Raw genomic sequence first — 13,389 nt, forward strand, 5'->3', positions numbered from 1 at the left:
TCCATAGCTCGCGCACGCCGAAATCTCCGTTCGGCCCGCATCGAAGAAATCCCTGGAAGGGGTACACACAAGTGAAGGCAACTCGCTTCGGCCGCAACGCGGCAATCGCGGTCATCGCAGCAGGCGCACTCGCGCTCACCGCTTGCGGTTCAGACAACGCAACGGGCACCACCGGCGGTACCCAGACCACCGCTGCAGGCACCAAAGTCACCGGCACCCTGACCGGCATTGGTGCTTCCTCCACCGGCGCAGCCATGGACGCATGGAAGGCCGGCTTCTCCGCCGCCAACCAGGGCGCCACAGTGCAGTACTCCCCGGACGGTTCCGGCGCAGGCCGCAAGGCCATCATCGACGGCTCGGCACAGTTTGCCGGCTCCGATGCCTACCTCAAGGATGACGAACTGGCCAGCTCCAAGGCCAAGTGCGGTGCCGATGGCGCCATCAACATCCCGGTGTACATCTCCCCGATCGCCGTGGCCTTCAACATCCCCGATGTCAAGGAACTGAAGCTGGACGCCACCACGGTTGCCAAGATCTTCCGCGGCCAGATCACCAACTGGAATGACCCGGCCATTGCAGCACTGAACTCCGGCGTCACCCTCCCGGACCTCAAGGTCACCCCGGTGAACCGCTCCGATGACTCCGGAACCACCTCCAACTTCACCGACTACCTCGCATCAGCTGCTCCCGAGGTGTGGACCGACAAGGCCGCAGGCGTATGGCCCGCAGCCCTGCAGGGCGAGAACGCCAAGGGAACCTCCGGTGTAGTCAAGACCGTCACCGACACCCCGGGTGCCGTCACTTACGCTGATGACTCCGCTGTTTCCGGCAAGCTGGGCACCGCCTCCATCAAGGTTGGCGACGAGTTCGTGAAGATCTCCGCCGACGCTGCTGCCAAGGCAGTCGAAGCCGGCAAGCCCGTTGACGGCCGCGCTGCCAACGATGTGGCCATCAAGCTGGACCGCAAGACCACCGCATCGGGTGCCTACCCCGTGGTCCTGGTTTCCTACCACATCGTCTGCACCACGTACGAGACCGCTGCTGTTGCCGACCTGGTGAAGGCATTCGAAACCTACGTTGTTTCCGACGAAGGCCAGAAGACCGCTGCCGACGCTGCAAAGTCCGCGCCGCTCTCCAAGACCCTGCAGGACAAGGCCAAGGCCGCTATCGAAACCATCAAGGCCAAGTCCTAAGGTTTCCCGCGGGTTCCCTGAACCCGGCTGAACACTGAAGTTCCCTGTCCCGCTTGCCGGTGGCCGCAGCGCCACCGGCCGGGGCAGGGAACTTAGCCATGCAACACCAGTTCACTCCAGACTGAAGGACCGTGAAGTGACCACCAACTCCCTGACTACCTCCGGAGGCGCAGGCCGCGCCGGGGACAAGGTCTTCTCCGGGGCCGCCATGGCCGCGGGCTGCCTCATCCTTGCGGTTCTCTTCGGTGTGGCGTTGTTCCTTGTGGTGCAGGCGATCCCTGCCCTCACTGCTCCCGCTGACACCATCCAGGGCGGAAACGGCTTCTTTGCCTACATTGCCCCGATCGTGGTGGGGACGCTGATCGCGGCAGTCATCGCGCTGGTCATCGCCACCCCGGTGGCAATCGGCGTGGCCCTCTTCATCTCCCACTACGCTCCCCGCCGGCTCGCGTCCGGCCTGGGCTACGTGGTGGACCTGCTGGCCGCCATCCCTTCGGTGGTTTACGGCGCATGGGGTGCTGCTTTCCTGGCCAAGGAGATCTCCCCGGCCTACGACTGGTTGGCCGCCAACCTCGGCTGGATCCCGCTCTTCGCCGGCCCCGCCTCGGCCACCGGCAAAACCATCCTCACCGCAGGCATTGTCCTCTCCGTGATGGTGCTTCCGATCATCACCTCCCTGTCCCGCGAAATCTTCCTGCAGACCCCCAAGTTGCACGAAGAAGCAGCGCTGGCCCTGGGTGCCACCCGGTGGGAAATGATCAAAATGGCTGTGCTGCCCTTCGGCCGCCCGGGCATCATCAGCGCCATCATGCTGGGCCTGGGCCGGGCATTGGGCGAGACCATGGCGGTGGCCCTTGTGCTGTCCTCGGGCGTCCTGACCGCCAGCCTCATCCAGTCCGGCAACCAGACCATCGCCGCGGAAATCGCGTTGAACTTCCCTGAAGCCAGCGGCATCAAGGTCAACACGCTGATCGCCGCGGGCCTTGTACTGTTCGTCATCACCCTGGGCGTGAACATGATCGCCCGCTGGATCATCAGCCGGCACAAAGAATTCTCGGGAGCCAACTAAATGACCGCCACAGTAGTCCGCAAGCGCTCCGCGCTCACCAAGGGCCAACTCCCCAAGGCCGCTCCCTACATTGTCCTGGCAGTGGCGCTGGTTATCGGCGCGGCCATCCTGGCAGTGATCGGCTTCAACGCCTTCGGCTGGGGCATCGTGTCCGCCGTCCTCTTCGCCGTGGGCCTGGTGTCCTGGAGCGGCGTTGTTGAGGGCTCGCGCAAGGCCAAGGACCGTCTGGCCACCTGCCTGGTGGTTGGCGCCTTCCTGATCGCCCTGCTGCCCTTGATCTCCGTGATCTGGACCGTGCTGGTCAACGGCATCCCCGGGCTCATCACACCCGGCTTCCTGGGCACCTCCATGAACGGCGTCACCGGCGCATTCGACAACAAGGCGGTGGAAGACGGCGCTCCAGTGCTGGGCGGCATCTACCACGCACTGCTGGGCACCATCCAGATCACCCTCCTGGCAACGGTCATCTCCGTCCCCGTGGGCCTGCTGACCTCCATCTACCTGGTGGAATACGGCAACGACCGTCCACTGGCCCGCGCCATCACGTTCTTTGTGGACGTCATGACCGGTATCCCGTCGATCGTGGCCGGCCTCTTCGCGGCAGCGTTCTTCTTCGCCATCGTGGGGCCCGGCACCAAGACCGGTGCGGTGGCCGCCGTCGCGCTTTCAGTTCTGATGATCCCGGTGGTGGTCCGCTCCAGTGAGGAAATGCTGAAGATCGTCCCGAACGAACTCCGCGAAGCCTCCTACGCCCTGGGCGTCCGCAAATGGCGCACCATTACCAAAGTGGTCATTCCGACGGCGATCTCCGGCATCGCTTCCGGCGTCACCCTGGCGATCGCCCGAGTGATCGGAGAAACCGCGCCGATCCTGGTGACGGCCGGCTTCGCCACCACCATCAACAACAACGTGTTCGGCGGCTGGATGGCCTCCCTGCCCACGTTCATCTACACCCAGATCCTCAACCCGACCTCGCCGTCCAACCCAGAGCCCTCTGACCAGAGGGCCTGGGGCGCTGCGCTGGTGCTGATCATTCTGGTGATGCTCCTGAACCTCGGAGCCCGCTTGATCGCCCGCATCTTCGCACCCAAAACAGGACGCTAGCCGGGCTTGGCCCCTCAGGGCCACCACCCAAACTTCCAGAACCCCCAAGGAACAAAGGAACACCATGTCTAAGCGCATCGACGTCAAGGACCTCAATGTCTACTACGGCAACTTCCTGGCCGTTGAAGACGTCAACATCAACATCGAGGCAAAGTCCGTCACGGCCTTCATCGGCCCCTCGGGCTGTGGCAAGTCCACCTTCCTCCGCACGCTGAACCGCATGCACGAGGTCCTGCCCGGCGCACGCGTCGAGGGGGAGGTCCTGCTGGACGGGGACAACCTTTACGGACCGGGCGTTGACCCCGTGACCGTCCGTACGCAGGTGGGCATGGTCTTCCAGCGCCCCAACCCGTTCCCCACCATGTCCATCCGCGACAACGTGCTGGCCGGCGTGAAGCTGAACAACAAGAAGATCTCCAAGGGCGCAGCCGATGCCCTGGTGGAAAAGTCCCTGGTGGGCGCCAACCTGTGGAACGAGGTCAAGGACCGCCTGGACAAGCCCGGTTCCGGCCTGTCCGGCGGCCAGCAGCAGCGCCTCTGCATTGCCCGTGCCATCGCCGTGGAGCCCCAGGTGATCCTCATGGATGAGCCGTGCTCCGCACTGGACCCCATCTCCACCCTGGCCGTCGAGGACCTCATCAACGAGCTCAAGGACCAGTACACCGTGGTGATTGTTACCCACAACATGCAGCAGGCCGCGCGCGTTTCGGACAAGACCGCGTTCTTCAACATCGCAGGCACCGGGAAGCCCGGCAAGCTCATCGAATTCGCGGACACCACCAGCATCTTCAACAACCCGGGCCAGAAGGCCACGGAAGACTACGTCTCCGGCCGCTTCGGATAAGCGGACGGTAAGGGTTCCGGTTTCTATGGGGGGAGCCGGCACATAACGACGGCGGCCGTTGCCTTGGGGGTACGGCCGCCGTCGTTTTTTGTACCCGACCTAGTTGGGAAGCTTCGCGAGGGGGGAGAACGCCAACTCGAGAATGAAGGCGACGACGGCGGTCACCACGGGCGTGGCGACCCACAGCAGGAGGATCCTCCGCACCAACCGGCGGTTGACGGTGTGGAAGCGCTGGTTGATTCCGGCGCCCAGCACCGAGGCCGTCAGGGTGTGCGTGGTGGACAGCGGCAGTTGGAAGCCGATTGCGCCAACAAACAGCATCACGGACGTAAGGGTCTGCGCCACGAACCCGCGCAGCGGATCCACCCGGATGAGTTTGTGGCCCAGGGTGTGCGAGATTCTCCACCCACCCAGCATGGTTCCCGCCGTGAGCATGGTTGCCGTGAGGACAAGGACCCAGAGGGGGAGGTCGTCCCCGCCTGACAGGCCCGCCGCCACCATGGCCAGCACAATCACAGCCGCCGTGCGTTGGCCGTCCTGGAGGCCGTGCCCGAAGGCAACGGCCGCAGTGGACACCGCCTGTGCGCGGCGGAACCGCCTGTTCACCACGTTCGGCTGCGTATAACGGGCTGCCCAGGTGACAGGCCACACCAGCAGGTACGCGGCGGCAAAGGCGAGCAGCGGTGACAGCACCAACGGCAGGACCACCTGCGTGAGCACCACGCCGTCCACGCCTCCAATGGAATTTCCGCCCACCACGATGCTTGCCGTGCCCGCACCTATCAGGCCGCCCACCAGGGAGTTGGTGGAGGACAACGGAACACCACGCCACCACGCGTACACACCCCAGAGGATGGCAGCGGCCAGCGCGGACGCCAGCATGGTCAGCCCACTGGTGCCGTTGGGCAGGGTGATCCACGATTGCGTGAACGCCAGCACAAAGCCGCCGCTGAGCATGGCGCCCACAAAGTTGAAGAGCGCGGCCAGCAGCACGGCGATGGACGGCGTGAGCGCCCGTGTGCGCGTGGACAAAGCGACGGCGTTGGAGACATCCCGGAACCCGTTCAGGAACGCAAACCCGGAGGCCAGGCCAACCACCAGGACAAGGAAGGCGATGGTCACGTCATGATTCCTTGACGATGATGCTGCCTACCTGCGTTGCGACCTTCCGCATGTCCTTGGTGACTTCCACCAGCTGGTTGGCGATGTCCCGGTTGCGTGCGTACTGCGCTGATTTCATGTCCTTGAGCATCTCGGCGACCCAGATGCGATGGGTCCGCTCGGCGCGCTTGGCCAGCCCCAGGATTTCGATCCAGTAGTCCTCCAGCTCGTCCAGGTCCTCCAGTTTCCGCATGGCGTCCACCGTGAGCTCTGCCTGGCGGCTGATGATTTCCAGTTGGTCGGCCGCCCGCTTGGGGAGCCGGTCCATTTTGTACAGGGCAACGAGGTCGCCTGCGGCGTCCAGTTTCTCCATGGCCTCGTTGAGGTGCCGCGAGAGCGTGTACATATCTTCGCGCGGGAGGGGGTTCACAAAGCTGGTGCGCATGTGCGTCAGGAGCGCGAAATGCAGGTCCAGGGATTTGGACTCATGCTCGTGCAGTTCCTCGGCGAGGCGTTGATGTTCGCTGGCCGGGGCGCCCAGGATCTCGGACAAGGTTCCGGTGGCCGCCACGATCACGCCGGCCATCTGGGCGAGCAGCACTAGACCGGCGGGTTCCTGGGGGAAAAGGCGCAGCTTCATATGGCTTCCGGGCTGGGAACGGATGGGCGGCGGACAGCTTGACTTGACGCAGCCCGGTTAGTCTTCAACTTTACCGCTACCACATGAGTGGCTGGTCAGCGCAACCAGCCCCGGGGGAGCAGTCCCCATGGAAGCCCCTAGCGGGATTGTGCAAGACTTGGCAAGTCAAAGACTTAATCCAATCAATGGGGGAACTGTGCGCATCAATAATGCAGTGAAGATCACCAGCCTTGCAGCAGCCGGATTGCTGGCTCTGACCGCCTGCGGCGCTACCACGGCAAGCTCGACGACGGGCGGCTCGGAGCCGTCGTCGTCCTCCTCTTCGGCGGCCTCGCCGTCCGCAACTTCGTCCACATCGGCATCTGCGTCGTCCTCCGAGGGCCCCGCTTCGTCCTCCTCCTACAAGGCAGCGTCCTGGGCGCTCCCCATCACGGACAAGGGTGACAAGCTGGGCAACATCAAGGGCGACAGCTTCAGCGTGGACATCTACCAGGTGGCCACCGACGTGGCTTCCAAGGACAGCATGTTCGTGGACAAGGACACCAAGGAGAACCTGCTGAAGAAGGGCGCTCCGATTGTCTACGTGAACTACGTGGTCACCAACACGTCGTCGGCGGACATACCCCTCAGCCACTCGCTGATCACGCCCACGGCCAAGTACACGGACTGGAAGTACCTTGGCGGCATGCCGTCGGACTCCAGCAGCGACGGCTTCAAGAAGTACGGCCTGAGCAGCTCCGGCATCAAGCTGAAGGAAGACGCGCCGTTCGTGCTGAAGGCGGGCGAGTCGTTCAACATCGCTGAGAACTTTGCCTACACGGCCGGCAAGGAAACCGAGGTCAAGGTGACCATGACGCCTGCCGCTGCAGACGGAAAGCTGGATCACGACAAGAAGGAAACGGCGGAAACCACCGTCACCGTGAAGTAGTTTTCACTGCTCGTTGCCCGGGTCTGCCTTTGTGCGGGCCCGGGCAGCGTTGTTTAAGGGCGCCCGCATGTGGGCATCAATTTTTGGGCATTAAAATGGTGCCGAACCGGATACGCCTCTCGGCGGTAGGCCGCTCGAAGCGGCTATATGTTGAAGCCCGGGGGTTTCGCGGTTCGACACCAGTTTTAGTTTTCACCGTTGGGCGGTCTAAGTCAACATTGACAGTCCGGGTCTGCAGTGGATAGGTTTCGGGCCCTAATCGAGCTCGCCCAGCCGCCAGGCATTGGCCGCATGTTCAAGATCCTCGGCCGTCTTTACCAGTTGGTGGGAGTTGCGGGTCAGCTTGCTGGCGTGGCCCTCGTTGCTGTGCTCGGCGCCGTCGGCCAAGGTTGCCTGGCCGAGCGCCACCACGCGGCAGAACGCGGCGGAGCGTTCCAGCGCCACGTCGAACTCGCCGTCGAAGGCCCCCGACAGAATCGCGTCTGCCATGTTCTTCATTTCTTCCGCGCCCGGCGGCTCGGCCGCGCCGGCAACCACGTTGGAGACCTGCGCTGTGTCCCGGCCGGCCCTGAAGTAGACCGAAATCTTCTCCGGGTTCTGGAGGGTGGCGGCCCTGAGGGCGTAGAGGCGCCACAGTGCCCCGGGAAGCGACCGGGCAGGGCTCTCCGCCCACATCTCCGCGATTGCGTCGAGGCCTTGTTCGTCGGCCAGCTTCACCAGGCGCCGGGTCACGGTGGGGTCGTCGTTGTCGCGGCCGCGCCGGACCAAGGCCTGAGCAGCCAAATGGGCGGCCTCTGAAACGCGGGCGGGGTCCGCCCCTCCGGCAAATGGTTCAAAATCCATGGGCGCGAAAGGCTTGGGCTTGTGGTGCCTGTTTGCTCCGCCGTAAGCGCGTGGTCCTGGCTGTTCGCTCATGAGTTCACCGTACTCCTGTGCCATGGTGGGGTCGAGTGAGGACCCTGGCCAGGCGGCACCCGGTGCCGCCACCACCTACTTTGGCGCCGCATTGGGTGCGACACGCCGCCCCAGGCACCCGCCGTCGTCGTCCGCGGTTCAAAGTGGGTGACGACGGCGCCACTCGCCATGTGTTCTCCGGCACCCCCGACGTTGGGGTACAGTGTTCATGGCTGTTTTTACAGCTGGAGGGGCCTTTAGCTCAGTTGGTAGAGCATCGGACTTTTAATCCGTGGGTCGTGGGTTCGATCCCCACAGGGCCCACCCCTTCCGCAGGCCGGAGACATTGCGTCTCCGGCCTGTTGTCGTTCAGGGGGCGACCATTCAGGCGATGGCCTGGGTGCCGTCCCGGAAAATGGGAATGACGGAGATGGGCGTGACGGTCGCGTCCACGGCAAGCGATTCCGCCGTGGGTGCCCCGGCGGGTGCCTCCACAGCAGGAGCCGGCTGGTCAACGGTCAGGATTTCCATTGACTCCATGTCCAGCAGGCGGCGGCTCCCCGTGTCGTCCTGGAGCCAGAACAAGTCTGTGCCTGCCACGGTTTTCACTACCGAGCCACGATGGTAGAGCCGCCCGTTGTGCCAGGCCTCCACATAGTCGCCCGGCGTCAGTGCGTGGTGGTCTTCGGTGGCGCCCGGCATGGTTCCGAACGCCTGGGCCAGGCTGGCTTGTGTTTTCAGGGCTTGAAAAAGGTCCCTGTTGGCGATGCTCATGTCCGCTCCCCTCGGCTGCAGCGTTGAATGTGCTTCCAGCATTCCGCATGTTTGTTGCGTGCTCGTTGCGGGGGGATGAGCGGGGTGTGTCGGGCTAAAGGAACGCTGTTCCCTCGATGGGGGAGTCAGCATCCCAGGGTGGTGCGTCGAACGATGCGAAGTCTTCGGAGTAGGGTGCGTGCGGACCGTTGGGATCGTCGATCATCTCGTTGGCGGCCATGGCCAGGAGGTCGCGCTGCAGGGAAGGCAGGGAGAGCATGCCGGTCAGGTAGCCTTCAACCTCGTACTCGCCCACGGAGCCACCCAGTCCCAAGTAATAGAACCAGAGCCGTTCCCGGCTTATCCCGGCAGTGCTGAGCGCAGCCCCAAGTAGGTGGCGCTGCTCGGGTTCGTGCTTCCCGAATCCCATGATGTGCGGCTTCCCGTGGAGACGCCCAGCGGCCATGATGAGGCGGGCGCTGTGAATATGGCTACTTGCTAGAACCCCTTGTAATGGAAATCTTATATGGTTTGGGCTCCGATTGGGCCGAATCCTGGCCATCAATACGTCCGGAGGTACCGCCGGTCAGGGCGGGCATCGGCGGCGGCCGGGGCATTAGTGTTTGAGGAATGAACGTGATTCCTGCTGGCGTGGTGACCCCTGCCGTGATGATTGATGCCCGCATCCTGGACCGCAACATCGGCCGAATGGCGGACAGTATGGCCAAGCGCGGACTGAGTCTCCGCCCACACGTCAAGACCCACAAAACCCTGGAAATCGCGCGCAAGCAGCTCGCGGCTGGAGCCGTGGGAATCACTGTAGCCACCATCGGGGAGGCCGAGGTCTTCGCCGCGGACGGTGTGAAGGACATCTTCATCGCCTACCCCTTGTGGGTGGACGCGCACCACGCAGGAAGGCTCAAGAAACTCGCGGCGTCCTGCCGCCTGGCAATCGGCGTGGACTCTGTTGAGGGCGCGACGGCGGTGGGACGCCAACTGGGGCAGGACGCCGGAGTGATTGAGGTGCTGATCGAGGTGGACAGCGGCCATCACCGCAGTGGCGTATTGCCGGGGGAGGCAGTGGAGGTTGCCCGGGCCGCGGCTGCGGTGGGACTGGACGTGGCAGGCGTCTTCACCTTCCCAGGGCACAGCTACAAGCCGGGCATGCCAACGGGAGCAGCAAGCAACGAAAACGAAGCCCTGGGCGGGGCCGCGGACGCGCTCGCCGAAGCCGGGTTCTCCGTGCGCACCATCAGTGGAGGGTCCACTCCCACGGCACTCCTGAACGCGGAAACGGCGGCCACGGAGCTGCGCCCGGGCGTGTATGTGTTTGGGGACGCCCAACAATTGGAACTGGAGCGGTGCTCCTGGGATGACATCGCGCTCACGGTGGCCGCCACGGTGGTCAGCCGGCATGACTCGGGCGCCGGTAATGTGCGGCGCGTGGTGGTGGATGCCGGAAGCAAGGTCCTGGGCAGCGACAGGCCGGACTGGGCCAGCGGTTACGCCCGGTTGCCTGAATATCCGGAGGCCAGGGTCACTGCGTTGTCAGAACACCATGCCACGGTGGTGTGGCCGGACTCTGCGGAACTCCCGGCGCTTGGGACCCGGCTCAGGGTGATCCCCAACCACGTGTGCCTCACCATGAACCTGGTGGACGAGGTCAGCGTGGTGCTGGACGGAACAGTCATTGACACGTGGGCCGTGGCGGCGCGCGGGCGCAACAGCTAAGGCCGGATCACGCCACTGCGGGGACGGTCCTGAACCCGGTGTGGAACGCCCTGTCGTGATACACCAAGGGCGCGGAATCCGACGGCCAGGACCGGATATCCAGCACTTTAGCCGCCAACAGCACGGAGCCGCCCAACGGTGCCCGGTGGATGATTTCACACCGCAGGGCCCAGGGGACTCCCCTCAGCAGTGGCTCGCCCGTCGCCAGAAGCTCCCACTCCATGTCCTCGGTGAAGCGGGGTGCTGCGGGGTCGGCGAAGGTGCGCACCAGATCCACGTGGTCCGCCCCCGCGAGGTGCACCACGATTGTCCGAGCCGCGGCCACTACGGAGGCCGAGCGCCCGCCGGTCACGGAGAAAGCGAGCGTTGCCGGATCCACGGCCACGGAGGCAACGGAGGACGCCGTCAGCCCAACGGCACCTTCCGGCCCGGATGCCGTGACAATGGCAACGCCCGCCGGATGGGAACGGAACGCACTCTTGAACAGGCCGCTGACGTCCGTGGTGTCCGGCAGTGGGTGGGGCTGGGTCATTCAAACACCTCTGGTGGGGTAGGCAGGAAGAGCGTTTGCCTTTGCGCGCGCACTGATATCCGACTCTAGGACCTCAACATATGTTGAGGTCAATTTGGCCAATCCGACCCCTCGCCGAGACGATTTGGAAACGTCGCTGTAACGTCCGCTCCTTACGCTGGTCACAGCCGTACGTGGACGTGCCAAGAACCAGGAGACCCGATGCATCTTTTGCCCCGTGAGCAGGAGAAACTCATGATCGTTGTGGCGGCGGACCTTGCCCGCCGCCGCCAGGCCCGGGGACTGGCGCTCAACTATCCCGAGGCCGTGGCCATCATCAGTTACGAGCTGATCGAGGGTGCGCGGGACGGAAGGTCAGTGGCCGAGCTCATGAGCTACGGCACCACGCTGCTCGGCCGCGGAGACGTCATGGAGGGCGTGCCGGAGATGATCCACGACGTCCAGATTGAAGCCACCTTCCCTGACGGCACCAAGCTGGTCACCGTCCACAACCCCATCCGATAGGAGCACTGAATGATCCCCGGTGAATACAGGCTCCAAGCCGGCCCCATCGCATGCAACAGCGGGCGTGAGGCGATCGCCGTCGACGTCGTTAACCGCGGCGACCGGCCCGTCCAGATCGGTTCGCACTACCACTTTGCCGAGGCGAACAACGCCTTGGAGTTTGACCGCCAAGCCGCCTACGGGCGCCGCCTGGACATCCCGGCCGGGACCGCGGCGCGCTTCGAACCAGGCGACAGGAAGACAGTCCAGTTGATAGCGCTCGCAGGCTCGCGGCAGGTATACGGGCTCAGTAACGCTGTCAACGGAACGCTCGACGGCGGCACCCGCCCCAGCGGATCGGCTGCGGAAGGTGGCAACAAATGAGCTTCGAGATTCCGCGGCGGCAATACGCCGAACTGTACGGCCCCACCACCGGCGACGCGATCCGCCTGGCAGACACCGAACTGTTCCTGGAGATCGAGAAAGACTTCACCGTTTACGGCGAGGAAGTGGTGTTCGGCGGGGGCAAGGTGATCCGCGATGGCATGGGCCAGAACGGGCAGCTCACGCGGGCGGAGGACATCCCGGACACCGTGATCACCAACGTGATCGTCCTTGATTACACGGGCATCTACAAGGCGGACGTGGCCCTCAAGGATGGCCATATTTTCAAGATTGGCAAGGCCGGCAATCCGCAGATCACGGACGGCGTCACGATCATTATTGGCTCCAGCACCGAGATCATTGCCGGTGAGCGCAAGATCCTCACTGCCGGCGGGATCGACACCCACATCCACTTCATCTCGCCAGAGCAGGTACCCACGGCCCTGTGCAGCGGAGTCACCACCATGGTGGGCGGCGGAACCGGGCCCGCGGAGGGCACCAAGGCCACCACCGTCACCCCCGGCGCCTGGCACATCTCGCGGATGCTGCAGGCCGCGGAAGGACTCCCGGTCAACATCGGCCTGTTCGGGAAGGGCCACGCGTCCGCCGTCGAACCGCTTGCCGAGCAGATCCGCGCGGGAGCGGTAGGGCTGAAGGTTCACGAGGATTGGGGATCCACTACCTCGTCAATAGACATGTCCCTGCGGGTGGCCGACGAATACGATGTCCAAGTGGCCATCCACACGGACACCCTCAACGAATGCGGATTCGTGGAGGACACCATCCGCGCGATCGACGGCCGCGTCATCCACACCTTCCATACCGAGGGCGCGGGCGGCGGGCACGCACCGGACATCATCAAAATCGCCGGCCTGCCCAACGTGCTTCCTGCCTCCACCAACCCCACGCTGCCGTACACCAGAAACACCATCGAAGAGCACCTGGACATGCTCATGGTGTGCCATCACCTCAACCCGGACATCCCGGAGGACGTGGCTTTTGCGGATTCCCGCATCCGCGCCGAGACCATTGCCGCTGAAGACGTCCTGCATGACCTGGGCATCTTTGCCATCACGTCCTCCGACTCCCAGGCCATGGGGCGCGTGGGAGAAGTGGTGACCCGGACCTGGCAGGTTGCCGATGCCATGAAACGCCAGCGTGGTGTGCTCAAGGACCCCTCCGGCGCCTCCCACGGCTCAGCGGAATCGGATAACTTCCGGCTCAAACGGTACGTGGCCAAGTACACCATCAATGCGGCGATCGCCCAGGGCATGGCGGATGCGATCGGCTCCGTGGAGGAGGGAAAGTTCGCGGATCTGGTCCTCTGGGATCCCGCATTCTTCGGGGTGAAACCGGAACTTGTCATCAAGGGCGGCCAGATTGCCTACGCCTTGATGGGTGACGCCAACGCTTCCATCCCCACACCCCAGCCCCGCACCATGCGGCCCATGTTCGCCACTTACGGCAAAGCCCTCCAGCAGACGTCCATCACGTTCCTGTCCAAGGCAGCCATTGAGGCCGGAGTTCCGGAAGCACTGGGCCTGGAACGCGTCATCAGGCCCGTTTCAGGCATCCGCAACCTCACCAAAGCGGACCTCAAATACAACGGCGAAACCCCGGACATCGCCGTCGACCCCGAAACGTACAAGGTGACGGTGGACGGCGAGGAAGTCACCTCCCAACCGTCCGACGTGCTCCCCATGGCACAGCGCTACTTCCTCTTTTAGGACTCC

At 64.1% G+C, this 13,389-nt stretch carries 15 protein-coding genes and 1 tRNA gene; 10 read left to right on the forward strand and 6 right to left on the reverse strand.

Translation table 11 applies throughout. The annotated features are described in order from the left end of the window. The first annotated feature begins 71 nt into the window (after positions 1 to 71). The 4 genes from pstS to pstB all read left to right on the forward strand — a co-directional run bounded on the left by pstS (position 72) and on the right by pstB (position 4,210). The gene (gene pstS / locus JOE60_RS00935) at positions 72 to 1,193 is read left to right on the forward strand and encodes a phosphate ABC transporter substrate-binding protein PstS (RefSeq protein WP_167269236.1); all 1,122 of its coding nucleotides are present in this window, start codon (positions 72 to 74) and stop codon (positions 1,191 to 1,193) included. A 136-nt stretch (positions 1,194 to 1,329) separates the two neighbouring features. Next, positions 1,330 to 2,262, forward strand: a complete 933-nt coding sequence (pstC, locus tag JOE60_RS00940; RefSeq protein ID WP_167269234.1) for a phosphate ABC transporter permease subunit PstC — start codon at positions 1,330 to 1,332, stop codon at positions 2,260 to 2,262. Continuing rightward, complete coding sequence (gene pstA / locus JOE60_RS00945; RefSeq protein ID WP_167269232.1) at positions 2,263 to 3,366, forward strand: phosphate ABC transporter permease PstA; 1,104 nt, start codon at positions 2,263 to 2,265, stop codon at positions 3,364 to 3,366. It begins immediately after the preceding gene. A 64-nt stretch (positions 3,367 to 3,430) separates the two neighbouring features. Continuing rightward, a complete protein-coding gene (gene pstB / locus JOE60_RS00950) occupies positions 3,431 to 4,210 on the forward strand; it encodes a phosphate ABC transporter ATP-binding protein PstB (RefSeq protein WP_167269230.1) in 780 nt (259 codons plus the stop codon). A gap of 99 nt (positions 4,211 to 4,309) precedes the next feature. On the opposite strand, the gene JOE60_RS00955 is transcribed toward pstB, so the two are convergent. Both JOE60_RS00955 and JOE60_RS00960 read right to left on the reverse strand, forming a co-directional pair. After that, positions 4,310 to 5,332 (reverse strand): inorganic phosphate transporter, encoded by a 1,023-nt coding sequence (locus JOE60_RS00955; RefSeq protein WP_167269228.1) that lies wholly within the window; start codon positions 5,330 to 5,332, stop codon positions 4,310 to 4,312. A 1-nt stretch (position 5,333) separates the two neighbouring features. Next, positions 5,334 to 5,951 carry a DUF47 domain-containing protein gene (locus JOE60_RS00960; protein WP_167269226.1) on the reverse strand — a complete coding sequence of 206 codons (618 nt, stop codon included), beginning with the start codon at positions 5,949 to 5,951 and terminating at the stop codon, positions 5,334 to 5,336. A gap of 196 nt (positions 5,952 to 6,147) precedes the next feature. Between JOE60_RS00960 and JOE60_RS00965 the strand changes: the two genes are divergently transcribed. Further along, positions 6,148 to 6,879, forward strand: a complete 732-nt coding sequence (locus JOE60_RS00965; RefSeq protein WP_167269224.1) for a hypothetical protein — start codon at positions 6,148 to 6,150, stop codon at positions 6,877 to 6,879. A gap of 255 nt (positions 6,880 to 7,134) precedes the next feature. Here the strand turns inward: JOE60_RS00965 and JOE60_RS00970 are convergent, their stop codons facing one another. Beyond that, positions 7,135 to 7,794, reverse strand: a complete 660-nt coding sequence (locus JOE60_RS00970) for a hypothetical protein (RefSeq protein WP_167269222.1) — start codon at positions 7,792 to 7,794, stop codon at positions 7,135 to 7,137. Positions 7,795 to 8,024: 230 nt separating this feature from the next. On the opposite strand from JOE60_RS00970, the gene JOE60_RS00975 reads away from it, so the two are divergent. Next, a tRNA-Lys gene (locus JOE60_RS00975) sits at positions 8,025 to 8,097 on the forward strand. Positions 8,098 to 8,157: 60 nt separating this feature from the next. On the opposite strand, the gene JOE60_RS00980 is transcribed toward JOE60_RS00975, so the two are convergent. Together JOE60_RS00980 and JOE60_RS00985 are read right to left on the reverse strand one after the other, a co-directional pair. Continuing rightward, positions 8,158 to 8,547, reverse strand: coding sequence for a hypothetical protein (locus tag JOE60_RS00980; RefSeq protein ID WP_167269220.1), 390 nt, complete (start codon positions 8,545 to 8,547; stop codon positions 8,158 to 8,160). Positions 8,548 to 8,641: 94 nt separating this feature from the next. Further along, a complete protein-coding gene (locus JOE60_RS00985; RefSeq protein ID WP_167269218.1) occupies positions 8,642 to 8,956 on the reverse strand; it encodes a hypothetical protein in 315 nt (104 codons plus the stop codon). 200 nt (positions 8,957 to 9,156) lie between these two features. On the opposite strand from JOE60_RS00985, the gene JOE60_RS00990 reads away from it, so the two are divergent. Beyond that, complete coding sequence (locus tag JOE60_RS00990) at positions 9,157 to 10,257, forward strand: D-TA family PLP-dependent enzyme (protein ID WP_167269216.1); 1,101 nt, start codon at positions 9,157 to 9,159, stop codon at positions 10,255 to 10,257. Between the two features lie 7 nt (positions 10,258 to 10,264). On the opposite strand, the gene JOE60_RS00995 is transcribed toward JOE60_RS00990, so the two are convergent. Continuing rightward, positions 10,265 to 10,789, reverse strand: coding sequence for a flavin reductase family protein (locus tag JOE60_RS00995; protein ID WP_167269214.1), 525 nt, complete (start codon positions 10,787 to 10,789; stop codon positions 10,265 to 10,267). Between the two features lie 201 nt (positions 10,790 to 10,990). On the opposite strand from JOE60_RS00995, the gene JOE60_RS01000 reads away from it, so the two are divergent. The 3 genes from JOE60_RS01000 to ureC are packed head-to-tail and all read left to right on the forward strand — an operon-like array spanning position 10,991 to position 13,383. Next, the gene (locus JOE60_RS01000; RefSeq protein WP_167269212.1) at positions 10,991 to 11,293 is read left to right on the forward strand and encodes an urease subunit gamma; all 303 of its coding nucleotides are present in this window, start codon (positions 10,991 to 10,993) and stop codon (positions 11,291 to 11,293) included. A gap of 9 nt (positions 11,294 to 11,302) precedes the next feature. Continuing rightward, positions 11,303 to 11,656, forward strand: coding sequence for an urease subunit beta (locus JOE60_RS01005; protein ID WP_167269210.1), 354 nt, complete (start codon positions 11,303 to 11,305; stop codon positions 11,654 to 11,656). After that, entirely contained in the window at positions 11,653 to 13,383 is a 1,731-nt protein-coding gene (gene ureC / locus JOE60_RS01010; protein ID WP_167269208.1) for an urease subunit alpha, read from the forward strand. The genes JOE60_RS01005 and ureC overlap by 4 nt, the downstream gene beginning before the upstream one ends. Positions 13,384 to 13,389: the final 6 nt, after the last annotated feature.

The organism is Paenarthrobacter ilicis, from assembly GCF_016907545.1.
In the GTDB taxonomy this organism is placed as follows: Bacteria; Actinomycetota; Actinomycetes; order Actinomycetales; family Micrococcaceae; genus Arthrobacter; species Arthrobacter ilicis.

Bases quoted from the DNA above. Each gene is read 5' to 3' on its own strand.
- pstA (WP_167269232.1), top strand. From the start codon at position 2,263: ATGACCGCCACAGTAGTCCGCAAGCGCTCCGCGCTCACCAAGGGCCAA.
- pstB (WP_167269230.1), top strand. From the start codon at position 3,431: ATGTCTAAGCGCATCGACGTCAAGGACCTCAATGTCTACTACGGCAAC.
- JOE60_RS00960 (WP_167269226.1), bottom strand. From the start codon at position 5,951: ATGAAGCTGCGCCTTTTCCCCCAGGAACCCGCCGGTCTAGTGCTGCTC.
- JOE60_RS00970 (WP_167269222.1), bottom strand. From the start codon at position 7,794: ATGAGCGAACAGCCAGGACCACGCGCTTACGGCGGAGCAAACAGGCAC.
- JOE60_RS00980 (WP_167269220.1), bottom strand. From the start codon at position 8,547: ATGAGCATCGCCAACAGGGACCTTTTTCAAGCCCTGAAAACACAAGCC.
- JOE60_RS00985 (WP_167269218.1), bottom strand. From the start codon at position 8,956: ATGGGATTCGGGAAGCACGAACCCGAGCAGCGCCACCTACTTGGGGCT.
- JOE60_RS00990 (WP_167269216.1), top strand. From the start codon at position 9,157: ATGAACGTGATTCCTGCTGGCGTGGTGACCCCTGCCGTGATGATTGAT.
- JOE60_RS00995 (WP_167269214.1), bottom strand. From the start codon at position 10,789: ATGACCCAGCCCCACCCACTGCCGGACACCACGGACGTCAGCGGCCTG.
- JOE60_RS01000 (WP_167269212.1), top strand. From the start codon at position 10,991: ATGCATCTTTTGCCCCGTGAGCAGGAGAAACTCATGATCGTTGTGGCG.
- JOE60_RS01005 (WP_167269210.1), top strand. From the start codon at position 11,303: ATGATCCCCGGTGAATACAGGCTCCAAGCCGGCCCCATCGCATGCAAC.
- ureC (WP_167269208.1), top strand. From the start codon at position 11,653: ATGAGCTTCGAGATTCCGCGGCGGCAATACGCCGAACTGTACGGCCCC.